Here is a 25,461-nt window from a genome sequence, read left to right as displayed (position 1 = left end):
TCCTCAATAGCCTGTGCAATAAAAGCCATATTGTTGAGTTTAATACAACAGCCTAACATGCCTCAATGAAACGCCGCTGGCCCTGCGCCCGCGGCATGACGAAGAGAGAATAAGCATGCAAAAGCGCAAACTTGGAAACAGTGGTCTCGAGGTATCGATGATCGGTCTTGGCTGCATGGGACTGAGTTTCGGTTATGGCCCGGCGACCGAAAAATCCGTGGGCATCGCCCTGATTCGGACGGCGTTTGAGCGCGGCGCCACCTTCTTTGATACCGCCGAGTGCTACGGCCCTTTCATCAACGAGGAACTGGTCGGCGAAGCGCTTGCTCCCATTCGCGACCACGTGGTGATCGCCACGAAATTCGGCTTCCAGGATGGCGACGCAAGAAAGCCGCTCGACAGCCGGCCTGAACGCATACGTGCCGTCGCCGAGGCGTCATTGAAGCGACTGAAAACCGATCGTATCGACCTGTTCTACCAACATCGTGTCGATCCTGCCGTGCCCATGGAGGATGTGGCCGGTACCGTTCGGGATTTGATCCAGGAGGGCAAGGTCAAACACTTTGGCTTGTCCGAAGCGGGCGCAAAGTCGATCCGCCGCGCACACGCCGTGCAGCCGGTGACTGCGCTACAGAGCGAGTATTCGCTGTGGTGGCGTGAACCAGAAGAATCGGTGCTGCCGACGCTCGAAGAACTGGGCATTGGCTTCGTGCCATTCAGCCCGCTGGGCAAGGGCTTTCTGACCGGCGCCATCAACGAGAACACCACCTTCGACGAGAGCGACTTTCGCAGCATCGTGCCGCGTTTTTCCGAGGAGAACCGCAAGGCCAACGCACACCTCGTCGACGTGCTTGGACAGATCGCCAATGGCAAAGGTGCCACACGTGCGCAGATCGCACTTGCGTGGCTGCTCGCACAGAAACCATGGATCGCGCCGATTCCTGGAACGACCAAGCTGCAACGATTGGAAGAAAACATCAACGCGGCAACTGTCGCCCTGTCGGCCAACGATCTATCGAGCATCGAAACAGCGCTGCAGCAGATCAAAGTCGTGGGCGATCGCTACCCGGCACACATTCAGCAGCGTGTCGACCGCTGATTGTCCTGTGGCGATAACCAGCGGTTACGAATGTCTCCTACTAAGGAACGATCAACAAAGTCATGAATACCCATATCGAAGGAAAAGTCGTCGTCATCACAGGCGCGAGCAGTGGCTTGGGCGAAGCCACCGCCCGCTATCTGAGCGCACGGGGCGCCATCGTCGCGCTAGGCGCACGACGCATCGATCGCATTCAGTCGCTGGCCGATGAACTGGTTCGTGGCGGTGGCAAGGCCATCGCCGTCGCGACCGATGTCACGCGTCACGAAGAGGTCAAGGCACTGGTCGACGCTGCAGTCCAAACCTTCGGACGCATTGACGTCATGATCAACAATGCCGGCCTGATGCCACACTCGCCACTTGAGCGACTCAAAATCGACGACTGGAACCAAACGATCGACGTCAATATCAAGGGCGTGTTGTACGGCATCGCCGCCGCACTGCCCTATATGACACAGCAGAAGAGTGGTCACATCATCAACGTATCGTCCGTTGCCGGCCGCACCGTCCGACCCGGAAGCGCTGTCTACGCTGCCACCAAAAGCGCCGTGCTGATGCTGTCCGAAGGACTGCGTCAGGAAGTGAAACCTTATGACATCCGCACAACGGTGATCTCGCCCGGTGCTGTGGCCACGGATCTGCCAAACAGCGTCACCGAGCCGGATGTCGCCAGCCACATCCAGAAGTTCTACGAGCACTACGCGATTCCTGCCGAGTCATTCGCGCGGGCAGTTGCCTTCGCAATCAGTCAGCCGCCGGAAGTTGATGTCAACGAAATACTGTTCCGGCCGACCCGCCAGGAAGGATAACGTCGACGTCAATGAAAAATAGGCAATGGCGCTGCCACCTGCTGGTGATCGTTTTACGTTATCGATAACGCAGCGCCTCCACCAGCAGCGCGAATGCCGGCGAATGCTGCCGTCGGCTCGGATAATAAAGATGATAGCCGGGAAACGCTGGACACCAATCCTCAAGGACACGAATAAGGCGGCCTGCTTTGATGTGAGAAAGCACCATGTCCTCCGGCACGTAGGCTAGTCCGAAGCCATCGATCGCCGCAGCGACAACGTGAGGTGCTGTGCCAAATGCAAGTTGGCCTTGAACTCGGACATGGATGTCGCGTCGATTGCGCTCAAACTCCCAAGCGTACATGCCGCCATACGTGGGCAAACGCAGGTTGATGCAGCGATGCTTGGTGAGATCTTGAGGTTTCTTGGGCTTGGTCGTTCCGGCGAAATAGGATGGAGCACCCACGGCTGCCATGCGCATGGGTGAGCCGATCCGAACTGCAATCATGTCCTTTTCGATCTGCTCGCCCATGCGCACGCCAGCGTCAAATCGTTCGGCGACGATATCCTTCAATGCGTAACTGACATCGAACTCCACCTGGATGTCCGGATAGTTGCGTAGAAAAGGTCGAAGCTTGGGCCACAAGATGGATGTCAGTGCATGCTCACCGGTGGTGATGCGTACCGTACCGGCGGGTTTGTCCCGAAGCGCGGTCAGCGCGTCCAATTCATCCTCGATCTCATCAAGGCGGCTTCCTACGGATTGAAGCAGGCGTTCGCCCGCATCCGTCACCGCCACACTCCGGGTTGTGCGGGTCAGCAATCGGATCCCCATCCGGCTCTCAAGGCTACGGATGGTGTGGCTTAACGCCGGCTGCGTGACACCGAGTTGCGCAGCGGCCTTGGTGAAGCTGCGTGTGCGAGCCACCGCGACAAAAGCGAGCAGATCGTTGAGGTTTGGCCGAGCCATGTTCATACCTCGAACTATTTATAAATTTTGCTCATATGTTCAATCATATATTTATGACTTATCAATAGACCCTTGTCGACCCAAACTTGTTGTTCAAGGACAACAAGCGAGGAAAGCCTCCATGCACATCATTCGCAACGGCTCCCAGGCTTCGGCCAAAGGCCCTGCCGACTACTTCACGGGCACGGTACGCATCGACCCGTTCTTTAATGCACCCGAGCCGGCGCGCGTGGGATGTGCCAGCGTGACCTTCGAGCCAGGTGCACGCAGCGCCTGGCATACCCACCCGTTGGGCCAGATTCTCATCGTGACGGCCGGTTGCGGCTGGACGCAGTGTGAAGGCGAACCGATCGAGGTCATCCACGCAGGCGATGTGATCTGGTGTCCGCCGGGGCATCGCCATTGGCATGGCGCAACGCCGACCACCTCGCTGACGCACATCGCCGTCCAGGAGTATCTGGATGGCAAGGCGGTCGAATGGATGGAGCACGTTACCGACGAACAATACCTGGCAGGGAGAGGCTGATCCGATGAGCAACGAAGCCAAACCCAACGCCGGCCCTTATGCCGACATCGCCCCTGCCCTCAACGATTACACCCGGCAAATTCTATTCGGACAGGTGTGGGAGCGCACCGAGCTTCCCAAGCGCGATCGCAGCCTGATTACCGTGGCTGCCCTCGTATCGCTCTACCGCATCAACGAACTGCCTTTTCACATGAAGTACGCGCTTCAGAACGGTGTGACCAAAGAAGAGCTCACGGAGCTCATCACTCACCTTGCGTTCTATGCAGGATGGCCAACAGCCAACACTGCCATCGCGATTGCACGGAACGTTTTTGCCGAATCGCCTTAGCGAGAGGTTGCATCACCATGCCCCACATCATCGTGAAGCTCTGGCCAGGAAAGAGTGAATCGCAGAAACATCGCCTGGCCGATCACATCACCCAGGATGTAGTAGACGTTTTTGGCTACGACGAAGCGTCGGTATCGGTGGCTTTCGAAGAAATCAATCCGAACGATTGGGCCGCGAAGGTCTATGCAGCCGATATCCAGCATTCTTCCGGCAAGCTTTATAAGAAACCCGGTTATCAGATGTAACCGATCTGCATTTGCACACTGACACATCCTTACCGAGGCATAGCGATGATGCATTGGCTAAAGAACAAGCTACGCAACATCATTGATGCAGATGACCTCCACATTGCCCCGTTTCGCGAGGACGGAACGACCTATGGCACACCGACATGGATCTGGTGCGTCGCTGTGGACGACGCACTCTATGTCCGCGCCTACCATGGAAAGCGTTCTCGCTGGTATCAAGCTGCGTGTCAGCAAAAGGCCGGTCGCATTACTGCTGCCGAGCTGACCATAGAAGTTATTTTCGAGCAAGTAGAAGGTCCGATTAACGATCGGATCGACGACGCTTACCGCGCAAAATACCGAAGCAGTTCCTATCTGGCTCCGATGACGAGTGCCGAGGCACGCTCCGCCACTATCAAGATCACACCTAACCCTTCGGTCAGCTAATGGCGTCGTTGCTGAGGCCGATACGAGGAGATTGAAAGTGCAAACCCGCAAACTTGGACAGAGTGGCCTCATGGTCTCCGCTCTCGGCTTGGGCTGCATGGGCATGAACCATCATCGCGGCCCTGCTCCAGACCGGAAAGAAATGATCAAGCTGATCCGCGCGGCGGTAGAGCGTGGCGTCACCTTCTTTGACACCGCCGAAGTCTACGGCCCTTTCACCAACGAAGAACTTGTGGGTGGAGCGCTGGAGCCATTCCGGAAAGATATCGTCGTCGCCACAAAATTCGGCTTCGATCTTGGCCCGGCCGGATCCGGCGGCCTCAACAGCCACCCCGAACGCATTCGGCAAGCTGCCGAGAGCTCGCTCAAGCGTTTGCGAGTTGATGCCATCGACCTTTTCTATCAACACCGTGTGGATCCGGATGTTCCGATCGAGGAAGTCGCCATCACTGTCAAAGATCTCATCACCGAGGGGAAAGTCAAACATTTCGGTTTATCCGAAGCTAGCGCACAAACCATTCGACGCGCGCATGCGGTGCAACCGGTGACAGCCATCCAAAGCGAGTACTCCCTTTGGTGGCGTGAGCCTGAAGAGGAAGTATTGCCCACCTGTGAGGAGCTAGGTATCGGCTTCGTTCCCTATAGCCCATTGGGCAGAGGTTTCCTTACCGGAAAGATCAGCGAAACCACCGCCTTCGGTAGCAACGATAATCGCAGTGACTTGCCACGCTTTACACCGGGAGCACGAAAGGCGAACCGCCCCGTGGTCGATCTGCTGGAAAAGATTGGCGTCCAGAAGTATGCAACGCCAGCACAAGTCGCACTCGCCTGGTTGCTGTCGCAGAAGCCGTGGATCGTCCCCATTCCCGGCACCACCAAACTCGACCGACTCGAAGAGAATCTCGCCGCAGCGACCGTCCCACTTACTCAGGACGAATTGCGAACCATCGATGAAGCTGCTTTGCGCATAACGGTGCAAGGTGATCGATACCCGAAGATGGAAGCAAATCTCGCGCGCCACTAGAAGACCTGGCCATTTGCCCTAGAGCCGTGATCTCTGTCATCACGTAAAAGGCGAGCGGCGTCGCCAAAGCCACCAACTTCCTCAAGTCATAAACAACCATCGTTTTGCAGGATACATTGCCATGAATATTTCGTTCGGAGGGAAGGTCGCGCTGATTACAGGCGCGGCATCTGGATTGGGGCTTGCAGCGGCGAAGGCTTTTGCTGAATCAGGCGCAGCCGTCGCGCTGGCCGATTGGAACGAAGATGCTGCTCGTTCAGCAGCGGATGAATTGAAGGCTCAAGGCCACAGAGTCATCGCTATCCACTGCGACGTCTCGGATGATGCACAAGTTGAAGCCATGGTCGCGCAGACGGTCGCAGCCTTTGGCCGGCTGGACGCCGCCTACAACAACGCAGGCATTCAGAATGTTATCGCTGATACCGCTGAAGCGGAGCGTGAAGACTTTGATCGCGTCATGGCCATCAATCTTCGGGGCGTATGGAGCTGTATGAAGTTCGAACTGCGCCAAATGCTCAAACAACATGGCGGCGCGATCGTCAATTGCTCATCCATCGGAGGGCTGGTCGGCGCGCCCGGTCGCGGAACCTATCACGCTGCCAAGCATGGCGTGCTTGGCCTCACCAAAAGCTCGGCTCTGGAATATGCCGCCCGAGGCATTCGTATCAATGCCGTCTGCCCAGGAATCATCCATACACCGATGATGGATCAGATGATAGCCGGCGGTCAGACGGAAGCCCTCAGCGCGATGCTGAAAGATGTACCTATTGGACGGCTTGGACGCGCCGAAGAGATCGCCGATGCAGTTCTCTGGCTTTGTAGCCCAGCTGCGAGCCTGGTCGTCGGTCATGCGCTTGCCGTGGACGGCGGATACACCATTCGCTAACGCTAGCCTCCTCACTGGGAGCGATGAATAAATCTTTGGCGTAACCCCGTCAAAATAACATTTCATATCGCGAAACGGCGTATGGTGGCTGGTGTATCTGGTCCCCGCTCCGTTCATATCGCATGGATGCCCTTGGCTTATTCGTGCTTATGAATACCCATCAAGCCAGTCATTTAACGTGTGGACAATGGGCATTGTTGCGAGAGGTTGCAGGGACCTGCCCCTTATCGCTTAGCCACATAAAGCGCATCGTCGATCTACGTCGCCTTGTCGAGAAAGGTTTCGTGACTGTGAAGAGCACGAGCGTATGCACGACATGTTCAGGCATGGAGGCGCTCTGGTACCACCACCTGCACTAACCTGATGGTGTAACATCGCGACTAGGCGTCACGCTCAATTCGCGCGTTCCACACGGTCTTCCAGCGGCCGCTTGCCTCGCTCCCCTTCATGTTTGATTACCATTTCCTTCGCGGGATGGCCTCTTGGGAGTGCCGATGCCAGGTTATTCCACACGCAATGAGCGAGTGTCCATTGGTGGACACATTTATCGTCTACGGGTCCTTACGGATAAGCAGCAATTTTCCGACCCTGACGGTCATGCCGATCGACTTGGCATTTCTTCTGCTCAATGGAGTTTGTTCGGGCAAGTATGGCCATCCGGGCGCCTGCTCGCACAAGCCATGCATCGGTTCGATATCTCCCAAAAGCGTGTGCTGGAGCTTGGATGCGGCATCGGATTGGCCAGCCTTGTCCTGCAACATCGAGGTGCTGACGTCGTCGCCTCGGACGTACATCCATTGGCCGAAGCATTTTTGGCATACAACGCAGCGCTGAATGAATTGCCGGCACTCCATTACCGTCAACTGCGTTGGAATGTTCCATTGCCGACGCTTGGGCACTTCGACCTCATCATTGCCAGTGACGTGCTCTATGAAATCGACCACGCCGAACTACTGGCCGGAGTCGTCAAACAGCATGCATATCCAAAAGCCGAAGTGCTGGTGACTGATCCTGGTCGCGGTCATAGCAATCGTTTTAGCCGGCTACTGGAGATGCAGGGCTTCACGTTGGAAGAAAAACGCTGTCCGATGGATGACAGTGACTCGCCACCCTTCCGTGGCCGCCTATTGCACTACACTCGTACCGGGGAAACGCACTGACATGAAACCGGTCAACATCCGATCAACGGGGGCTGCGCATTGCGATAAGTGTGATGCTGTCTGTTGCCGCCTGACGGTTGTCCTGCAACCCGAGGATAAAATTCCACCTCATCTCACCACGCATCTTGCCAATGGACTTCACGTCATGGCACGAGACGAACAAGGCTGGTGTGTGGCCGTGGATGGAAGCCGCATGAACTGCGGCATTTATGAAAACCGCCCTGCCGTATGCCGCCGATTCGTCATGAATGGCCCATACTGCAAGGCCATTCGCGCTGAGTATGCCGAGCAAGGCGCAGGCAATCTGACGCCGGCCGCCAAGACTCTATCTCGTTGATCAGAAGCGGCGAGACGATGCGAAGACATCAGTACGCGGACATGCCACATTAGCGTAGCAACCGATATTTCCATCTCCAAAATTCCCTGTCACGGATAACTACTTGCGAGGTAACCCCTTTGGCAAAGACCAAATTCACGTACGAAAAGCGCCAACGCGAACTCGCGAAGAAGAAACAGCAGGACGAAAAGCAAGCCAAAAAAAGAGTGGTGCGAGAAAACACCAAACCCACTGGCACCGAAGACGCCACACCTGCTAGCCGGCCCTGAGCGTCCTGATCATGTGCGCGCCACCCATCAAATCGGTGAATCGCTGACAGCATGTTTCAAGCGCAAATAAAAAAGCCCGGCTCAAGGCCGGGCTCTTTTGAACGACAAAGCCTGCTTAGACAATCTGTACTTGGTCAGCTTGCAGGCCCTTGGGACCTTGGGTCACGGTGAAAGACACCTTTTGACCTTCTTGCAGACTCTTGAAGCCCGACGATTGAATCGCGCGGAAGTGAACGAACACGTCGTCACCACTCTTATCGCGATTGATGAAGCCAAAACCTTTGGCATCGTTGAACCACTTCACAGTACCGGTTTCAGTCTGGGACATTGCTATTTCTCCTTGGAACGAGTGAGCCGCATCGCGGCAAAAAAGCTGGTAACAAGGAGGAAGCGGGTACAACGGTGTAGTGGAACTTTTATCTACAGCATCGGGCCACAATTCACAGTGACCCTTGAAACTCAGCCTTGGCAGCGTATAGGGCATTGTTCTAAAAGGCAAACGAAATATCGTTTTCCGTTCAGATTAACAATTCCAACCCAACTCACCCTTATCTAACATGTTCACGTGCATGATGGCCTGGGTGATTGACGACACGAAATCTGATATTCGGCCCGCGACGACATACCATCGCTACTGAGCCACTTTTACCTTGCTTCACGCAGGGCCCTTTGACGACTACCGAATGGCATAGCCATTCATCCATAAAGGCTGACCCATCATGTCTCATCGCATTGCGCGCTTGTCGTTGGCGCAGATACATAGTGTTTACGCACCCGCGCCCAAAAAACCGGAGAAGGCGCCCAATGAAACGGACGCCGCTTCGTATGCAAAGACCTCGTTTGCAGGACGCGAGCCTGGGCATCCAGGACATCCGCCTCCGCTCCCGGAATCCAAAGGTAAGAAAGGCCGGCGCTAGTTTTATTGGACGTCGTCATAGGAGATATAGGAACTCCTCGTGTCCGCATATCTACAGAACCGCTTCTCTATTACCGATGATGCACATCACTCCCTTGGTGAAGACCGGGATATCCAAACCGGGATGATCTTCCCTATAAAAGGGGCAGCTTCAGTGTCCTGCCTAAGATGCTAGGCAGGACATTAAAGTCTGCGCACGTTGTACAAAAGCATTGCGACCCGCGCCATAGGCATCGAACGCCGATCTGCGCCTAACCATACGTCTCGGCGCGACAAGCCACAGCATCGTTCATCTCGAAACCACCTGCTTGCATGGGTGCGGCGATTGAATGGACGAAATGACGCCACCTCAGATCGACGGTAAGGCGAACGTCACCTCATCAGGCCATAGGCGGCTTTCTTTGTAAGGCGCCCAGGCGCGCTTGCATCAAATATTGAACTATGACTAATATTGAACGTCGTTCAATATTAGTCAGCCATGGCCCCTACCCCACCCGCTGGTCGCCGCGATAGAAAGCGTTCGCAGACACAGGATCATCTGGCCAAAACGGCCGAGCGCCTGTTCGACGCTTATGGATTTGATGCGGTCACCATGGAGCAGATTGCAACCGAAGCCGATGTCGCCAAGGGCACGCTCTACAACCACTTCTCCACCAAGGAAGCCGTGCTTGCGCACTGGATTCACACCGAACTGGCCAATGACCTCAAGCATCTGGCTAGCGATATCGGGCCGCATACGACATTTGTTGATGGAATCACGCTGATCCTGACAGCCTCCGCGGACTGGTGCGAACGCCATCGCGCCTATCTACCGCCTTACTTGCGCTTTCGGTTTCTCGAAATGGGAGCGTCGGACTCCGCGCCGGAAAGCGCAGGCTCGCAAGACATGATCAGCGCTTTCAGTGGGCTGATTCTCAACAGCCAGGCAGTTGGACAGATGCGCACCGATATAAGCGCCGAACATCTGGCGATGATGTTCCATCACCTTTATCTCAGTGCATTGCTGCGCTGGCTGGACATACCGAAGCTGAAATTACGCGAGGCGTTCGCCCAAGTAGTTCGACTGTTTATGGAAGGCGCTACTTCGTCCACGGTGAAAGTAAAAAAGCCAGGGAAGAAAACATGAAGTTTGCTGTCGTCACTTACGGCACGGAAGGCGATACGCGTCCGCTTGCAGCGTTGTGCCGCGCACTTATGGACGCCGGGCACGAAACGCGCTTGCTGGCCGACACATCCACACTTGGCAGCGCCGAAGCACTTGGCGTTCCATCGGCTGCATTGCCCGGAGATATCAGGGGAGCTCTGCAACCGGGTGGATCCATTTCCGGCGTCGTTGCAAAGGGTGGCCGCGTCGATAGCACGGTGAGCGCACTGGCACGCATTGCGAACGCCAATACGGAATCATGGCTGAGACAGATTGTGAGCGTTGCACAAGGCTGTGATGCCGTCATCACGGGAGGATTGGCAGCATTTGCAGGCTTTTCGGCAGCGGAATACTTGGGTGTAAAAGCTATCGGCTGCGGCATGATTCCCATCACACCCACCGCCGCATATCCCTCCCCGTTCCTGCCTCCTGGGATCGTCCCGCGATGGCTGAATCATGCCAGCCATCGATTTGTAAATGCGATGCTGTGGCGCGCGTTCCGAAAGGCAACCAACGCTGCGCGATCAAACGTCTGCGGATTGCCTACTCGCAAGCGCGTATGGACGCAGCATCCCATGCTCTACGGTGTGTCGCCCAGCCTGTTACCCACGCCAAGTGACTGGCCAGAGAATGCATACCTGTGCGGCCAATGGATGCAGCCAGAGCAAGACTGGACGCCGCCGCCCGCACTCGATGCTTTCTTGGCCGCGGGCGAACCACCTATCTATATCGGATTCGGAAGCATGATGGGATTCGATCGACCAAAGCTTCTAAAGGAAATCATCAAAGCCGTTGCAGGCCGCCGGGCATTGTTCTACCCGGGGTGGAGCGGCGTCGATGCCACCATGCTTCCCGCCAATTTTCTCGTCACTAGCGAAACACCGCATAGCTGGCTATTCCCCAGAACATCGATAGTGATTCACCACGGCGGCGCTGGCACGACGCATACCGCAGCACGCGCAGGCGTTCCCTCCGTCGTTGTGCCGTTCGCCGGTGATCAGTTTTTCTGGGCTGACCGGCTACGGCAGGCTGGCGTAGCCGCGGAGGGGCTCAGCGTGAAGCATCTGGACGCAGGCCTACTTGCTGACCGCCTCGCATTTGCCGGAACGAATGAGACGCGTATATGCGCACAGGTGCTCGGCAAGAAAATGATGGCCGAAGACGGTTTGACTAGCGCGATCGCCTGCATCGAGAAAATCATGCTTGATTGACTCGATCCGCCAGCTGTTTTCAGAATTCCAATGACACCATCCACGGCTGATGGCACGTTGATGGGATAAGGATGCGTCAAAGCAGTGGCGGTTCTTTTTTTAACCACTGACGCTGGAAGTGACTGCCTCTTTTTTCGAGGTTGCCGGGGACATATTTGCAGGATGTTCTTGCTTCGCCTGGAAATCTCCCATACCCCAAATCCCATCGTTATCAAGCGTATAGGTTGCGCAACCGCAGCCATTGCAAATATTGACGACATCGCCAGCCTCTAGCGAATGTGCGGCTTGGCTATGACCCGTACCGCCTTCGAAGGGTGGCTTCCCTTGTTGCCACGCAGTCACTGTTGCGAGCGTTTTGGGATCTGGATAAGGCGTTCTTAGATCACATTGCACGCAAATGTAGGGCTGCTTGCTACCTTGCAAATGCACCCAATAATGTGTCGATGCATTTGCCGCACACGGATCGATCATAAATAAGGCAAGGATCATCCATAGATTTCTCATAGCCTTTCCTTTTACTTGGCTTGCATCCAACAAATTTAAATATAAAAGATGTCAAAATGTTTTCCGAAAAATCAGGCGTGAGCGGCGAGCAAAAAAAAGCGCATTCAAGGCACCGGCAGCTGCGCATCCAGGAAAGCGTAGACATCGGCGTATTCGGCAGCTTCGGCCCCGAGCGAGCGCTGGATGCCATGTCCTCCATTGGCATCGGTGCGGATCCAGACTGGCCGCCCGCTGGTGTCGGCGGCACGCAAGCGCGCGGCAAATTTGCCGGTTTCCCAGGGCGCGACACGGCTATCGTTGAGACCTATGTCCAGCATGATCGCCGGATAGGCGGTGTGTGGACGGATCTGCTGATACGGATCCATCGCCAGCATCCAAGGAAAGTCGGAAGCTTTGCGTGGGTCGCCCATTTCGCCGAACTGATTGGCGCCGTTGGGCTCCTCAGCCAGACGTATCGGATTGAGCAAGGCGACCATGAACACGGCAGCACCGAACTTGTCGGGATAGTGCACGACTGCACCGCCGATCAGCAGACCGCCAGCGCTACCAGAAATCAGCGCGGTGCGTTCCGGGCGGCTGTAACCCCGTTCGCTTAGCCGTGCCACGCTGGCAACGAAATCTTCCACGCCTTTATGTTTGTTCGGTCCCTTGCCGGCCTCATGCCACGCCTCGCCCTTCTCACCGCCACCACGAACATGCGCATAGGCAAAAATGTTGCCCTGCTTGACCCATTCCAGCCGCACCGGCTTGAACGAAGGCACGATCGACATCCCATAACCGCCATAACCGTACACGATGGCCCGATGGCTGCCATCTAACTTGACGTCTTTGCGATGCAGAATCGTAAGCGGCACATGCGTGCCATCCTGACTGATCAGTTCGGTCTCGGTCGCTTCGATCATGCTGTAGTCAGCAGGGCTCGCTTCGTCCTGGCCGAGGCTGCGCATGGTTCGCGCTGTAGGATCATAACGCCATGATTTCGGCGGGGTGGTCCAACCACGCAGTTCAAGCAGGAATCCGTCCTGGTTATCGTTGGCATGGAACAAAGATGCTGCGCCAGCCAACGGCATCGGCACCGTTTCGACTTTGTTGGTACGGTAGTCGATGCGACGGATTCCGTCGATACCATTGCGTGACACTTTCACGTACAAAGCATCGCGAGCTGACGCGACCATCTGCGTGTCGCTGATACTGACGTTGACGATCATGTCATCGCCCTGCAACGGCAGAATGGGGCGCTCATCCTTGATCGACGCGTCCGGACGCGACAGGTCCAACGCGAGTAACTCGCCGTTTGAACGTGCGTGAGCGGAGACCAGATAGAGCGTATCGCCGTGGATGGCGGCATCGACGACCTCGTCACTCAGGTCGACAATGCAGCGCCACTTCGCATCAGGCTTTACCGCCTCCGCCTGCGTGGTCACGCAATAGCGCTGTTCGACCGCTGCGCCTTGCTCCACGCCCAATGCCCAGCGCGAGCCAGTGGGAAATTCGATGTCGGGAAAGTAGTTGGACGGAATCGCAAACGACGCGTTCGTACCCTCTCCCGTGCCTGCTCGAAGCAAGATCGGATCTTGCGTCGACGGCTTGCCAAGCCAATGCATGCGCAGGCGCATATCCTGCAACGGATCGCCGCCGGTACGCTGATCGGGTGGCGCCATCTGGGTATAGGCAAAACCGCTGCCATCGGGCAGCCAATCGGCGCCGAATTCGCCCCACACCGGCTCGACTGCGTCGCCGGTGGGTTTGCCGGTCTTCACGTCGAGCACTTCCATGCGGGTGATCTCGTTGCCGCCGTGATCGATATTCACCGCCACCTTGCTGCCGTCCGGAGACGGCGTGAACAGGGTGATCGAAGCATGACCGCCATCATCCTTTAGTGTGGCCGGATCGAGCAGCACACGCTCGGAACCATCCGCCTCGCGCACCATCAGCGTGCCATTCCCCTGCGCCGCCTCGCGAATGAAGAATAACCTTCCATCGACGTAGCGCTGCGCGCGATGAACCACAGCGGTGGTGCTCACTTTTTGCAGGGCTTGCTGCCAGGATTTCAGCGTAGGCAGTGCATCGAGCTTCGCACGTGTGTCGTCGCCCTGGGCCGCAAGCCACTGCTGGAACTCCGCGTTGTGTTCGCCTTCCATCCAGCGGTAAGGATCATGCACGGTGGTGCCGAATAGATGGTCGGTGACATCGACCGCGCGCGCCGGCGGTGGCCCGTCAGCCTCCGCTGCAAGAACCGGCAGCGTGCCGAGCATCAGGGTACAGACTGCTGCGCTCATCAAGCCGCTGCAAGCTACAAGAAAGCGTTGCGCACGTACGACAGCACCACATGCCTTAGCCTCCACCGGTGACACCCTCTGCGTCCATGGAGGCAGCACAGTCTCACAATCACACATGCCCAAACAGTGCTGAAAGCCCCTTCAAACTCTTCACGCGCTCGTCACAACCAGAGCGTTCCGTTAGCGCCGGATTGCCAACACACCATCCAGCGCCAGCTGTGCCTTAAAACCCGCCTTCTCCAGACGCTTTGCCACTTCACGCGGCACGTCGCGATCGCTGGTGAGTTTGTTGGGGCTGCCGGTGTAATGGAACAGACGGCCCCCACGCCGAAGCACGCGCGCCAGTTGGTCGTAGAACGCCTGCGAGTAAAGTTCGCCGGCAATGCCGAAGCGCGGCGGGTCGTGTAGCAATGCATCGACGGAGGCATCTGTGATCTGCACGATCGCCTGCGATATGTCGGCATGGGCAAGCTGCAGGCGACCACCATAGCTTGGTTCATCCGGATCTGGCGACCAGGGATTGAGTGTGCGCAACCACAGCACATCCTCGTTCTTTTCGAACGAATGGATGCGTCCCACGCCAGCTTCCAGGCAACAGGCGGCGAAGTAGCCCAGTCCGCCGCAGGTGTCGAGCAGCACCTTGCCGCGCGGTTCGACCAACGCCACCTTGCGGCGCGCATCTTCAAACGGTGATTCCTTCGATGTGGGCAGCATCTTGATGCCATCGATCTCAAAGGTCGGTGCGCCCCACTCTGTCGGTACCAGCTTGATCAGCGAACCGGAGAACCGCGACACGGGCGCGAACTCATCGCCATCCCAGTAATAGATGGTGCGGTCTTTGAGCTTATGGGGATACGGGTAGTGCTGCCCTTTCCAGTCCCAGCCATTTGCCTGCAGCGCCACGCTACCGTTTGAACGCCCCAGATCCAGCGAGCCACTCCATTCGCCCGAACTGGCAGCGTGTGCAGCCAACAGTGTTTCTGCCATGGGGCGGGTAAGCAGGGGGCCGGAATAGTGCGACAAAACAAGTCCTCTTCTGAAATGCGTAGTGCCGTTTTTTTGAACCACCGACGCCATGACGATGATGTGCCGCCCTCCATTTTAGCGTCACTAGCAGTCCTACCTGCTTACCTAAGCAACTGTTTTATTTGACGGTGTTCACGGCGAAGGCTACGCCCGGCAAGGATGTAAATCGCGACCCTCTCGGTTGGCACGAAATTCGTATGCGCCTGAGGAACAACACGCGTGATACCTGTCCATGCCCAAGAGCCCTAAGCAGCCCTAATGACAGCCTCCTCCTTATCTCCACCGAATAATGCCCGCCGCGGCAGCCTGGCCTGCGTCGGCATGGGCATGACCCTGGGTTCCCATCTGACGCCGTTGGCGCGTAGCCATATTGAACAGGCGGATGTGGTATTTGCAGCCCTCTCCCATCACGCCGTGGAAATGTGGTTGGAACGCATGCACCCGGATGTGCGCAGCCTTCAGCCCTACTATCAAGAAGGCAAGCCGCGGATAGAAACGTACCGGGAATGGGTCGATCTGATGCTGACCGAGGTGCGGGCCGGCGAACGTGTCTGCGCCGTGTTCTATGGCCATCCCGGCATTTTTGCATGGTCGCCACACAAGGCCATCCAGACAGCCCGTGCAGAAGGCTTCGAGGCATATATGGAGCCGGGTATTTCCGCCGAAGACTGTCTCTACGCTGATCTAGGCATCGACCCCGGCCGCTTCGGCTGCCAGCATTTCGAAGCCAGCCAGCTGCTTCTTTGCGAACGGCGTATCGACCCCGCGGGCTATCTAGTGCTTTGGCAAGTCGGAACGCTCGGAAACTGGTCGGTGGGAGCTTTTCAAAAGGGTCCCATGTACCGTCAAGTGTTGGTGGAGCTGTTGAGCCGGGACTATCCGCTCGATCATGAGGTCATCATCTACCGAGGGGCAACATTGCCGATCGAGAAGCCACGCGTCCGGCGTATCGCATTGCGTGATTTACCCGATATAGCCTTGACTACCGAAGAGACGGTCGTCCTGCCACCCGCCGGGCCCTTGAGACCGAACCTCGCTCTGCGTGATCGGCTGAATGCCCTGGACAACGCAAGCGCTTTGGCATGAAGCAAGGGCCGCTGCGAGAGAATTTTCACACGCCATGTTGCAAAGTCAGTGCGGGGAATGCGCCACACACCGCACATGGTGAACAGCAACACTCGTCATTAAATCGCATCGATTCGATGCCTGAGCATTATCACCATTAAGGGGAACACATGTCAGACACCATTGAGTGGTTGGAAACCATTGGCAAGAACGCATCCCTGCGTCACGCACCTGCTGAAGAACTTGCGCAGGTCCTGACCGATGCTTCAGATACCCTGAAAGCCGCGGTCATCAACGGAGACAGTTCGCTGCTGTCCGCCGAGCTCGGCGACAAACGCATGAGGGTTGACCACGATACCCACTCCCCCGGACATGACGAAGAAGAAGAGCCGGATCATGACGGTGGCAAAGACGATCTGATCCATCCCGATAAACTCGATCAAGGCAAACCATCACACGGCCGATAAGTAGAACTCGTATGTTGCGGACGGAGTGCCGCCCCTGGTCATGGCCCGCACTTGTGGCCATGACTTTCTGCGCCCTGATTCAACCTCAGCTTACGCTTGCGCAAGAATCTAGCATCGAGTCGCTGCTTGAACAGACCGAAAGCCTGCGTACCATCGATCATTCGCAATTTTTGGTTCTGCTTGAAAAACTTCACCACCAGACGCCTAGCATGTCTCCTCACGAGCGCTGGCATCTGCGCTACCTCGATGCGTGGCAAGCATCCTTCCAGGGCGACTATGCCAAAGCCGATCCCCTACTGCATGACGTTATCGATCACTCTGCCAATGCTGCCCTGACAGCCAAGGCATCCGCCGTATTGATGGACGATTTGCGCAGCAATAAGCACTACAAGGAAGCCTTTGAATTAGCCAACCGATTAGCGGCCAATCTCCCGCAAACCCAGGACAAGTTGGCACGCTTCATGGTCCTGGCGTATCTGTCGCAAATGCTCAGGTCGGCCGGACAATACGATCTGGCGGCCCATTACATTGGCGAAATGGCGCAAGTACTCCCGCCAGGGGAAGCACCTTGCCAGCCCATGGCCAAGCTTCTGACTGTGCTTTACGAAAGCCACAGCCTGACCAGCTCCAGCACCGAGCTTCAGCGAGGAATCGATACCTGCGAAGCCGCCAAGGAGCCGATTTTTGCCGACACGATCTGGCTCGTAAAGGGCAGCTTGTACCTGGACGAAAACAAGCCGGAAAAGGCCCTCGCGCTACTTCAGCAAATCACGCCGAGCATTCAAGCAGCCCAGTACTATTCCAATACCCTGGCATCACAGGTCGAACTCGCCCAGGCGTACTGGAAACTGGGCGATGACGACAACGCGCGCAAAGCGGCGCTTGCCGCACTGGCGGCCAGTGATCCGTCCGACATCAGCGGAACATTGAGAGACGCGTACGAGGTGCTCTACCGCATTGAGAAAAAGCACGGTCACGCCATCGCCGCTCTGGCCTATCACGAGCACTACGTGACTCAGGACATCGGTTATCTCAACGACGTCAGCGCCCGCACACTGGCCTACGATATGGCTCAACAGGACGTGCTCGCGCAAAAGCTCGAAACAGAAAAACTCAGCAAGCAAAATAATATCCTGCAGTTGCAGCAGGCGCTGTCCATCAAGGCAGTCGAAACCAGCCGGCTTTATATCGCCCTGCTGCTCGTCACCCTGGCATTCATCATCTTCTGGTTGTTCCGACTCAAGCGCTCACAACTCCGTTTCAAGCAACTGTCCAGCCTCGACGGACTTACCGGCATTTTCAATCACCAGCATTTCATGAGCGGCGTCGACCGTACCTTGCGCTTGCTGGAGAAAAAGCCTGCTTCCGCTTGCCTGGTTTTCATTGATCTGGACCACTTCAAGCAAGTCAACGACAACCACGGCCACGCGCTGGGAGATGCCGTGCTCAGGCGGACCGTCACCTTATGCAAACAGCAATTGCGCGCTGGCGATCTGTTCGGTCGGCTTGGAGGAGAAGAGTTCGGCATCCTGTTGCAAGAGTGTTCCCTCAGCCAGGGCATGGCGATCGCGGATCGCATCCGGACGGCGATTGAAACCACGTCGATCGATGTCGAGGAACGCGCCGTATCGTTCTCCGCCAGTATCGGCCTCGCCTCCACCGAAACATGCGGCCATGCGCTGCAGCGCTTGTGCAAAGAAGCCGATGCCGCGTTGTATCGGGCCAAGCGCCATGGGCGAAACCGGGTGATTGCCCATACTGAAGATGACGATCTTGTAGAAGCCTGAAGTGCGGCGAAGCGGAAACACTCCGTATTGATGTTCGGGCTACGCAGTTCCATCCGGAGCAAATCGTTTTTGCCGCTCATTGTTCACAGATGTTCATTGCGCTCGTCCTATCCAGCACATCAACTTGCAGGAGAGGACAGGATGAGAAACCAGAAAAGCAACGCGTTCCGGTTCGCGGGTCTGTTTGCCGTCGCGCTGGCCATTGGATTGGTTGCCGGCTCAGCGTGGGCGGACGTATACATTTATCGAGGTCTGAGCGCAGATAGCAAGGGCAACGCAAAATTGAATCCCGGCACGTTCAAATTCAACGATGATCTTTCCACGTTCGATCAACCGATTGCCGGCGCCAAATGCAACTATCGCTTCACGGTGACGAATCTGCCTGATCCAATCGAAAAGGAAGATGAAGGCGACGTAGAGGGCCTTGCCGGATATCGTGCGTCCTTCGACGATGATCCGAAGGGTCACTGGAGCATCAAGGCTCCCGAAGGCGTATCGACAGAAGATGCAGCGAAGGCGGTCGCTGAGTATGCGAAGGCCAACAAGGGCAATATCGTTAACGGCACGCAGGATAATTGCAAATGATGCAATTCTGACTAACGATATCCGCAGCATTGAGAAACAGGAAATTCGGACATGACAGTCTTGCATTCCGCCTTTGTCTTTCATGCTGCGGCTGATCTTGGTGAGATTGCGACGCGTTGCCACAGCGCCGGAGAGTTTGAGCCGGCGCTTCTTTCAGCATTGGCGAGAAACACCGTAGCGCAGGCGGGACATACGCAGAAGGCCTTGCTCGCATCGCTGCGCTTCGATCCGGAATGGCTCGATGAGGTGGAAACGCCGGATCCGTCTTATCGCGTGTTGATCGTGCTGACCGATTTTCTGCAACCGGTTCCGTCGCTGAGCCGCAGTGTACGGTCTGGATTTGCAGTCCTTGAAGCCATCTTGCCATTATTCGGTTGGGATAGAGCTTCCATGAAAGAGCTGCTGCACGGACAGCCGATAGAAGCGCTTCTCAAGTCAACAAAGTTGCCATATGAAGCCGCCCCCTACTACGCAGGCTGGATTCCAAAAGCGCACGTGGCACTATTGCAATCACGGCTCGCCGCCGTGCCGGATCGTGTGCCTGACGTTCCCGCTCAGGTGCAGGATGCGTTGTCCGGCACCATCGCATACGAAGGACGGGACGCTCGCACACTGTTTTCAGAAAGTCTTGCCGACGCACGTGCCATGTTGGCTGCCGCACGGGAACGCGATGCGGATCTTTTCCTGATTCTCGACTGATCCATACAACCGGTGAGCGATGCAGTCAGCGTCATCTCCGACTTACCGTATCAGGAATCCGCCCGTTCGCTGGCGACCTGCAAAAAACCATCCTTGATGCGATTCAACAGGCTCTGAAACAGCGCCAGTTCTTCCGGTGACAGATCAGCGAGTGCGTTCTGGAGTCTGATCGCATTACGCCCCATCGCACTCGTGACTGCTTCCCTGCCCTTTTCCGTAATCGTGGCAAGCAATCGGCGCCGGTCTTTCTGATCGCCCACGGATTGCACCAGGCCATCTTGCTCCAGCGAATACATCAGCGCGGACACGGTCGCGCGCTTGACCTGCAACAACGCAATGATTTCCTGATGCGGCAACGGACGATCGCCTGCAGCCCACAGCAACGCGAGCGCCTGGAATCGCGCGGGCGAACCGGCTGTATCTGCCAGCCATTCGTTCAAGACATTGGCGATCTGCTGGTTGGCCGACTTGAGGGCAAAAACCATCTCCAGCCGCTGCATCGCGGCCGGCGGAAAACGGCTCAGATAAGCGTCCCGCAGGTATTGCGGGGGGAAGACAGGATGGTCGGTGGTGTCGGTGTTTTTCAAAGAATTTTCTCTGGCCGGAACGATTCCATCGCTGGATTGTATGGTAATTGACAGTTTCACTAAAGCAACTAGTTCATCAAAAACAATTACATAGAAATTTGTACGCCAACTTACAATATACCTATTGACTTGTTTGTTGGCTAACATTATTGTCTGCCGCCATACAAATAGACGTTGGCTTGCGATAGCCGCAAGCCCGCCGGCCCAGTAAGGAGTCAGACATGTCCAATGAAGAAGTTCAGGGGGGTGCCCAACCCCTTCCCTCGCGGCAGCCATGGCCCCGCAAGACCCGTGTCGCGGTAGGCATCGCCGCCGGCGCGCTTCTGGTTACCAGCAGCATTGCCTATGCGGTGGTCAGCGGTCGCAGCGTGTCCACCGACGATGCCTACACCGATGGCCGAGCGATCGTTGTTGCCCCACACGTGGCGGGTTACGTCTCGGCACTTGACGTGACAGACAACCAGTTCGTGCACCAGGGACAAGTGCTCGTACGCATTCAATGCATGGACTATCTGGCTGCGCGTGATCACGCACAGGGTGAACTGGACTCGACGCAAGGGCAGCTGGCCGCAGCGCAATCCAATCTGGCACTGGCCAAGATCACCTACCCCGCCAAGTACGCCGCGGCTCAGGCCACACTCGCCACGGAACGCGCCGACCTGTTCAAGGCGCAATCAGAATTCCTGCGCCAGCACGATATTCCCAAGGAAGCCACCACTTCCCACGATATCGACTACGCCACCGCCGACCGAAACGCGGCAAAAGGCGATCTGGCCCAAGCCCAAGCCCAAGCGCGTATCGCCGAGCCAATCGAACTCAATATCGATCAGGCAAAAGCCAACGTCGAACAGTTGCAAGGCGAGCTCAAACTCGCGCAAGCCGATTTGGATCAGGCCAAGCTCAACGTCGGCTGGTGTGATGTGACGGCACCACAGGACGGATGGGTCACCAAGCGCGGTGTGGAAAAAGGCGATTACCTTCAGGTCGGCCAGCAACTGTTCTCGATCGTCAGTCCGGAAGTGTGGGTAACGGCCAACTTCAAGGAAACCGAACTCACCCGCATGCGTGCAGGACAGCACGTGTCCATTGCGGTGGATGCGTATCCGGACCTCAAGCTGAAAGGACACGTGGACAGCATCCAGCTCGGTTCGGGCGGCAAGTTCACGGCATTCCCGGCGGAAAACGCAACCGGCAACTTCGTGAAGATCGTTCAACGCGTGCCGGTGAAGATCCTGATCGACTCCGGTCTCGACCCCAAGCGTCCGCTTCCGCTCAATCTCTCGGTCGAACCCACGGTCGAACTCCAATGAGCGCCGCATCCGAACCCCATGACGTGGCCTGGAAGCCCCGTGGCAATCCGTGGCTGATTGCGGTGGTGGTGACGCTGGCCGCTTTCATGGAAATTTTGGACACCACCATCGTCAATGTCGCGCTTCCGCATATTGCGGGCAGCCTGTCCAGCAGTCCTGACGACGCGACATGGACGCTTACCTCTTATCTGGTCGCCAACGGCATCGTGCTTACCATCTCCGGATGGCTGGGCACGGTGATCGGCCGCAAACGCTACTTCCTGATCTGCATTGCGATGTTCACGGTGTGCTCGCTGCTGTGTGGGTTTGCGCAAAGCCTGCCGCAACTGATCGTGTTCCGCTTGCTGCAAGGTTTCTTCGGTGGCGGCTTGCAGCCCAATCAGCAAGCGATCGTGCTGGACTCGTTTGAACCGCAAAAACGCGCCGCGGCGTTTGCCATCACCGCCATTGCAACGATCGTCGCGCCGGTTGTCGGCCCCGTACTTGGCGGCTACATCACCGATCACGCGTCCTGGCGCTGGATCTTCTTCATCAACATTCCGGTTGGCGTGTTTGCCTGTCTCGCCGTCGCCGCGCTGGTGGATGATCCGCCGTGGGCCAAGAAGCAGAAGCGCTCGGTCGATTACATCGGTCTAGCCTTGATTACGCTCGGCCTGGGTTGCTTGCAGGTCATGATGGACCGCGGCGAAGACGATGGATGGCTTTCATCCCCCTTTATCGTTCACTTGGCCATCCTTACCGTGATCGGGCTGGTGGGCGCAGTGATCTGGTTGCTGCTGGCCAAAAAGCCGATCGTCGACCTGCGCGTGTTCAAAGATCGCAATTTCGCGGTCAGTTCCATACTGATCGTCGGCATGAGCATCATCCTGTACGGGACAGCAGTGCTCATCCCGCAGTTCGCGCAAACGACCATTGGCTACACCGCGACATGGGCGGGCCTGGTGCTGGCACCGGGCGGTGTCGCGATCATCCTGCTCATCCCGCCAGTGGGTAGGCTGATCAAGGTCATGCAGTTGCGCTACGTCATCGCGATCGGCTTCAGCGTCATGGTGTTCGCGCTCTGGTACTCGAACAAACTGGTACCTAACGTCGACTTCCACACGCTTGCAACGATGCGCAGTCTGCAAACCGCAGGGCTTGGCTTCCTGTTCGTACCGATCAGCATCATGGCGTACTACAGCCTACCCAAGTCGCTGGGCGGGGATGCGGCCGCGTTATTCGTGATGTTCCGCAACGTGTCCGGCTCAATCGGCATTTCAGCGGCCACCGCCATCGTGACGGAACGTACACAGGCTAGCCAAGCACATCTTTCCACGTGGCTGACGCCGTTCAATCAGCCCTTCAATGCGCTGGTGGCACAGAACGAAGCCGCGCTCCGCTCACTCGGCCGCGCTGCCAGCACTTTGCACGACCAGGCCGTCGCCTATGCCTTTCAAACCCTCACGTATCAGTCATCCGTACTCGCCTACGCCGACACCTTCATCTATTTCGCGGTACTCGCGGCACTGATGATTCCGACGGCCTTGCTGCTTTCCCCAGTGAAAGACAGCGGCCACGCGTCCGCGCCAATGCACTGACACCCTTTTGATTGATTGAGGATCCAGGTCATGAACACATCCAAATATCACATTGTTGCGGCCACCCTGCTGCTGGCTGGATGCACGGTAGGCCCGAACTTCACCAAGCCCAATGCGAAGCTGCCAACAACATGGTGTTCCGCGGCATGCCAGACCGCCAGCACGGGCCCAAGCCGCCCCACGGCCGATACCATGAACACGGCGTGGTGGACATCTTTCCACGATCCGGAACTGGTCAAGCTGGAAGATCGCGTGGCCAGCGCCAATCTGGATCTGAAGGTTGCATCGCTCAGGCTTGCTGAAAGTCGCGCGGAACGCTCGATCACGGCAGCGGATCAATATCCAACCATCGATGGCAACGCGAGTGCCGTACGCGAACGCGCCAGTGCAAACGGTGTCTTGAGCGAGACGGGTGAGGTGGATCCGGCAACCAATGCGGCGACTGCCGCCAATGGAACGGGCAGCGGCGTCGCCAACATCCCGGCGAAGGGCAAGAGCGATGCGCCCTTCAACGTGTTCCAGGCTGGCTTCGACGCATCATGGGAACTCGATCTGTGGGGACGTGTCCGCCGGGAAGTGGAAGCTTCTGATGCGTCGGTGGAGGCTCAGGCCGACGCGCGTCGCGACCTGCTGATGTCCACCATGGCCGAAGTCGCACGCGACTACATCCAGCTTCGCGGCACACAAACCGACTATGCCATTACGCTCGACAATCTCAACGCCGCCAAGGGTGCCGAGCGCGTTACGCGCGAACGGTATGCCCATGGCCTGGCGACGGAACTGGATGTTGCACAAGCCGCTTCGCAAGTAACGGCCGAAAGTGCGCTACTGCCCCAGCTCTCGCAGCAGGAAGACGAAACCATCAACCGCCTCAGCTTCCTGCTGGGCGAAGCTCCCGGTGCACTGCAGTCCGAGCTTGAACAAAGCCAACCCATACCGCCGACGCCGCCGGTGGTGCCATTGGGCATTCCTTCGGATCTGGCGCGCCGTCGCCCGGACATTCGTCAAGCGGAAGCCACGCTGCATCAGGCAACCGCTGAAATCGGCGTAGCAAAGGCGGATTTCTACCCAAGCATTACGCTTTCCGGCAGCGGCAGTCTCCAGTCGCTGCAATTCAGTCAGTTGGGTAACTGGGGATCGCGTCAGTTTGGGATCGGCCCATCGATCAGCCTGCCTATCTTCGAAGGAGGCCGTCTGAAAGCAACGCTCGAACTGCGCAAGGAACAACAACAGGAAGCAGCCATCAATTACCAACGAACCGTGCTGTCTGCCTGGCACGATATCGACAACGCGCTGACTGAATACAACTCACAACAGGCCCGCCACGATCAACTTCAGGCCACCGTGATGTATGACCAGAAAGCGCTGCGATTGGCGCAAGCTCAGTACACCGCCGGCACGGGATCGTTCCTGCAAGTGCTCGACGCAGAGCGTCAACTGTTATCGGCACAGCAGAATCTCACCGACAACATCACCGGAATCTCCACCACGCTGGTGTCGCTCTACAAGGCGTTGGGCGGCGGCTGGGAATCAACCTATCCGGAAAACACCAACGATAAGGCAACAGCGTCCAGTCGCGCCCAACGTCCATCGGTAACAAGCGGCAAGGAATCGCAAGCCTAATCCACGAGCAGGAGTGGCGATCATGAGACAGCATCTCTCGCACCCGTCGAGCAAGCAGCAGCCCCATTCCACCCGGACACCGCGCGCAGGGACGCGCCCGGCGTTGCAAGCTGCCAAGACGACCATCCGCAATGTTGCTGAAGTCAGCCGCTCACTCAAGAACGCAGCGGCTGCAATAGAGAGACTTGTCCATCTGGCCGCGGGAACTACCGATCTGACGATTGCACACTACCTGATCCTGGTGCATCTCTCGCAGACAACGACGTGCAAGCAAGTCGACCTGAAGTACGACACAGGAATCGCTCCGGCTTACATGACGCGGCTGCTGGATGAGCTTACGGAGCGAGGTCTTGTGCGCCGTCATCGTTCCTCCTCCGACCGGCGGCAAGTCCTGCTGGCGTTGACAACCATGGGACGGGACTTGGCAACGCGCTTTCTGACATCCTTGGGCGAATTCTTCGATCAAGCACGGCTCGATGCGATCAACAGCATTGGCTCATCTTGCGAGCAGTTCATCGCCACGACGGTGAATGATGCATCGCTTTCCTGACTTGACGGCCTGAAACATCCCAAACTTTGCTTGCAGCGCCTGATGTGAGTCTCACAGCAGGCATCTGCAG

27 protein-coding genes are annotated in these 25,461 nt (G+C 57.0%); 21 read left to right on the top strand and 6 right to left on the bottom strand.

Going from position 1 to position 25,461, the window contains the following annotated elements:
* Positions 1–115: 115 nt before the first annotated feature.
* Both ISN74_RS05770 and ISN74_RS05765 read left to right on the top strand, forming a co-directional pair.
* Positions 116–1,099, top strand: coding sequence for an aldo/keto reductase (locus ISN74_RS05770; protein ID WP_188798248.1), 984 nt, complete (start codon positions 116–118; stop codon positions 1,097–1,099).
* Positions 1,100–1,161: 62 nt separating this feature from the next.
* Positions 1,162–1,908, top strand: a complete 747-nt coding sequence (locus ISN74_RS05765) for an SDR family oxidoreductase (protein WP_188798246.1) — start codon at positions 1,162–1,164, stop codon at positions 1,906–1,908.
* Positions 1,909–1,966: 58 nt separating this feature from the next.
* Here ISN74_RS05765 and ISN74_RS05760 read toward each other — a convergent pair whose 3' ends face one another.
* Positions 1,967–2,857 (bottom strand): LysR family transcriptional regulator, encoded by an 891-nt coding sequence (locus ISN74_RS05760; protein ID WP_188798244.1) that lies wholly within the window; start codon positions 2,855–2,857, stop codon positions 1,967–1,969.
* 121 nt (positions 2,858–2,978) lie between these two features.
* Between ISN74_RS05760 and ISN74_RS05755 the strand changes: the two genes are divergently transcribed.
* From ISN74_RS05755 to ISN74_RS05720, 8 genes are all read left to right on the top strand, one after another.
* Complete coding sequence (locus ISN74_RS05755; protein WP_188798243.1) at positions 2,979–3,383, top strand: (R)-mandelonitrile lyase; 405 nt, start codon at positions 2,979–2,981, stop codon at positions 3,381–3,383.
* A gap of 4 nt (positions 3,384–3,387) precedes the next feature.
* Entirely contained in the window at positions 3,388–3,711 is a 324-nt protein-coding gene (locus tag ISN74_RS05750) for a carboxymuconolactone decarboxylase family protein (protein ID WP_188798241.1), read from the top strand.
* 17 nt (positions 3,712–3,728) lie between these two features.
* Complete coding sequence (locus ISN74_RS05745) at positions 3,729–3,956, top strand: tautomerase family protein (protein WP_188798238.1); 228 nt, start codon at positions 3,729–3,731, stop codon at positions 3,954–3,956.
* A 45-nt stretch (positions 3,957–4,001) separates the two neighbouring features.
* A complete protein-coding gene (locus tag ISN74_RS05740) occupies positions 4,002–4,385 on the top strand; it encodes a DUF2255 family protein (RefSeq protein ID WP_203546709.1) in 384 nt (127 codons plus the stop codon).
* A 37-nt stretch (positions 4,386–4,422) separates the two neighbouring features.
* Complete coding sequence (locus ISN74_RS05735; protein WP_188798236.1) at positions 4,423–5,409, top strand: aldo/keto reductase; 987 nt, start codon at positions 4,423–4,425, stop codon at positions 5,407–5,409.
* 121 nt (positions 5,410–5,530) lie between these two features.
* Complete coding sequence (locus ISN74_RS05730; RefSeq protein ID WP_188798234.1) at positions 5,531–6,295, top strand: glucose 1-dehydrogenase; 765 nt, start codon at positions 5,531–5,533, stop codon at positions 6,293–6,295.
* 494 nt (positions 6,296–6,789) lie between these two features.
* Positions 6,790–7,455: a class I SAM-dependent methyltransferase gene (locus tag ISN74_RS05725; RefSeq protein WP_188798232.1), complete on the top strand. Its 666-nt coding sequence runs from the start codon at positions 6,790–6,792 to the stop codon at positions 7,453–7,455.
* Position 7,456: 1 nt separating this feature from the next.
* Positions 7,457–7,792: a YkgJ family cysteine cluster protein gene (locus tag ISN74_RS05720; protein ID WP_229679028.1), complete on the top strand. Its 336-nt coding sequence runs from the start codon at positions 7,457–7,459 to the stop codon at positions 7,790–7,792.
* Positions 7,793–8,176: 384 nt separating this feature from the next.
* Here the strand turns inward: ISN74_RS05720 and ISN74_RS05715 are convergent, their stop codons facing one another.
* A complete protein-coding gene (locus ISN74_RS05715) occupies positions 8,177–8,389 on the bottom strand; it encodes a cold-shock protein (protein ID WP_188798229.1) in 213 nt (70 codons plus the stop codon).
* A 1,066-nt stretch (positions 8,390–9,455) separates the two neighbouring features.
* Between ISN74_RS05715 and ISN74_RS05710 the strand changes: the two genes are divergently transcribed.
* Positions 9,456–10,103: a TetR/AcrR family transcriptional regulator gene (locus ISN74_RS05710; protein ID WP_188798227.1), complete on the top strand. Its 648-nt coding sequence runs from the start codon at positions 9,456–9,458 to the stop codon at positions 10,101–10,103.
* Positions 10,100–11,332: a glycosyltransferase gene (locus tag ISN74_RS05705; protein ID WP_188798225.1), complete on the top strand. Its 1,233-nt coding sequence runs from the start codon at positions 10,100–10,102 to the stop codon at positions 11,330–11,332. Before ISN74_RS05710 ends, ISN74_RS05705 begins: the two co-directional genes overlap by 4 nt.
* Before the next feature lie 99 nt (positions 11,333–11,431).
* Here ISN74_RS05705 and ISN74_RS05700 read toward each other — a convergent pair whose 3' ends face one another.
* The 3 genes from ISN74_RS05700 to ISN74_RS05690 all read right to left on the bottom strand — a co-directional run bounded on the left by ISN74_RS05700 (position 11,432) and on the right by ISN74_RS05690 (position 15,138).
* Positions 11,432–11,836 (bottom strand): hypothetical protein, encoded by a 405-nt coding sequence (locus ISN74_RS05700; protein WP_188798223.1) that lies wholly within the window; start codon positions 11,834–11,836, stop codon positions 11,432–11,434.
* A 104-nt stretch (positions 11,837–11,940) separates the two neighbouring features.
* Positions 11,941–14,115 (bottom strand): prolyl oligopeptidase family serine peptidase, encoded by a 2,175-nt coding sequence (locus ISN74_RS05695; protein ID WP_188798221.1) that lies wholly within the window; start codon positions 14,113–14,115, stop codon positions 11,941–11,943.
* Between the two features lie 180 nt (positions 14,116–14,295).
* Positions 14,296–15,138: a class I SAM-dependent methyltransferase gene (locus ISN74_RS05690; RefSeq protein WP_188798219.1), complete on the bottom strand. Its 843-nt coding sequence runs from the start codon at positions 15,136–15,138 to the stop codon at positions 14,296–14,298.
* A gap of 261 nt (positions 15,139–15,399) precedes the next feature.
* On the opposite strand from ISN74_RS05690, the gene ISN74_RS05685 reads away from it, so the two are divergent.
* The 5 genes from ISN74_RS05685 to ISN74_RS05665 all read left to right on the top strand — a co-directional run bounded on the left by ISN74_RS05685 (position 15,400) and on the right by ISN74_RS05665 (position 19,744).
* On the top strand, positions 15,400–16,227 hold the full coding sequence (locus tag ISN74_RS05685; RefSeq protein WP_188798217.1) for an SAM-dependent methyltransferase: 828 nt from the start codon (positions 15,400–15,402) through the stop codon (positions 16,225–16,227).
* A 149-nt stretch (positions 16,228–16,376) separates the two neighbouring features.
* Positions 16,377–16,673, top strand: a complete 297-nt coding sequence (locus tag ISN74_RS05680) for a hypothetical protein (protein ID WP_188798215.1) — start codon at positions 16,377–16,379, stop codon at positions 16,671–16,673.
* Between the two features lie 59 nt (positions 16,674–16,732).
* On the top strand, positions 16,733–18,460 hold the full coding sequence (locus tag ISN74_RS05675; protein ID WP_229679211.1) for a tetratricopeptide repeat-containing diguanylate cyclase: 1,728 nt from the start codon (positions 16,733–16,735) through the stop codon (positions 18,458–18,460).
* A 141-nt stretch (positions 18,461–18,601) separates the two neighbouring features.
* Positions 18,602–19,045, top strand: a complete 444-nt coding sequence (locus tag ISN74_RS05670; protein ID WP_188798213.1) for a hypothetical protein — start codon at positions 18,602–18,604, stop codon at positions 19,043–19,045.
* 51 nt (positions 19,046–19,096) lie between these two features.
* A complete protein-coding gene (locus tag ISN74_RS05665; RefSeq protein WP_188798212.1) occupies positions 19,097–19,744 on the top strand; it encodes a hypothetical protein in 648 nt (215 codons plus the stop codon).
* A gap of 50 nt (positions 19,745–19,794) precedes the next feature.
* Here ISN74_RS05665 and ISN74_RS05660 read toward each other — a convergent pair whose 3' ends face one another.
* Positions 19,795–20,478 (bottom strand): MarR family winged helix-turn-helix transcriptional regulator, encoded by a 684-nt coding sequence (locus ISN74_RS05660; protein WP_188798210.1) that lies wholly within the window; start codon positions 20,476–20,478, stop codon positions 19,795–19,797.
* A gap of 74 nt (positions 20,479–20,552) precedes the next feature.
* Here ISN74_RS05660 and ISN74_RS05655 point away from each other — a divergent pair, with 74 nt between their 5' ends.
* Genes ISN74_RS05655 through ISN74_RS05640 form a run of 4 tightly spaced genes read left to right on the top strand, consistent with a single transcriptional unit; the run spans position 20,553 to position 25,391 of the window.
* Complete coding sequence (locus ISN74_RS05655; RefSeq protein WP_188798208.1) at positions 20,553–21,641, top strand: HlyD family secretion protein; 1,089 nt, start codon at positions 20,553–20,555, stop codon at positions 21,639–21,641.
* Positions 21,638–23,218, top strand: a complete 1,581-nt coding sequence (locus tag ISN74_RS05650; RefSeq protein ID WP_188798205.1) for a DHA2 family efflux MFS transporter permease subunit — start codon at positions 21,638–21,640, stop codon at positions 23,216–23,218. Before ISN74_RS05655 ends, ISN74_RS05650 begins: the two co-directional genes overlap by 4 nt.
* 30 nt (positions 23,219–23,248) lie before the next feature.
* Complete coding sequence (locus ISN74_RS05645; RefSeq protein WP_188798204.1) at positions 23,249–24,841, top strand: efflux transporter outer membrane subunit; 1,593 nt, start codon at positions 23,249–23,251, stop codon at positions 24,839–24,841.
* Between the two features lie 22 nt (positions 24,842–24,863).
* Positions 24,864–25,391, top strand: a complete 528-nt coding sequence (locus ISN74_RS05640; RefSeq protein ID WP_188798202.1) for a MarR family winged helix-turn-helix transcriptional regulator — start codon at positions 24,864–24,866, stop codon at positions 25,389–25,391.
* Positions 25,392–25,461: the final 70 nt, after the last annotated feature.

This window comes from Dyella caseinilytica (assembly GCF_016865235.1).
Taxonomy (GTDB): domain Bacteria; phylum Pseudomonadota; class Gammaproteobacteria; order Xanthomonadales; family Rhodanobacteraceae; genus Dyella_B; species Dyella_B caseinilytica.
The sequence above is the reverse complement of the archived record's forward strand: the minus strand, read 5'-3'. Positions and strand labels throughout refer to the sequence as shown.